The 393-nt window shown below is 64.9% G+C and carries 1 pseudogene; it reads left to right on the top strand.

Annotated features, from left to right (window positions below):
- Positions 1 to 393: pseudogene (locus GVL52_RS32670) on the top strand (IS30 family transposase); the annotation flags it as partial.

Genomic DNA, 393 nt, shown 5'->3' with positions numbered 1-393 from the left:
GCTGCATCCGCACGGCCGCCTCTGGCGCACCGTCTGCGACCTTCTCCTCTGGCGCTGGTTAGCCCCAGCAGATTGCCTGCACACTGCAGCGCATGCATCCCGATGACCCATGCCAGAGCTTGTCCCACGAGACGATCTACAACGCCATCTACGCCTATCCCTGTAGGGAGCTGAAAAGCAATTGCTCGCCTTGCTGCGACAGGGCCGCAGTGGACGCCGCCCCCGCTCTGCCGGCCAGGACCGGCGCGGACAGATTCCCGACATGGTCAGCATCCACGTGCGCCCACCCGAGGCCGACGACCGGCTCATGCCCGGGCACTGGGAGGGCGACCTCATAAAGGGCTGTCTCTTATACGCCTCTCCGATCCCACGAGACGGAGCGACAGCTCTTGT

It is taken from the genome of Rhizobium sp. 18055 (assembly GCF_902706285.1).
GTDB lineage: Bacteria > Pseudomonadota > Alphaproteobacteria > Rhizobiales > Rhizobiaceae > Rhizobium.
The sequence above is the reverse complement of the archived record's forward strand: the minus strand, read 5'-3'. Positions and strand labels throughout refer to the sequence as shown.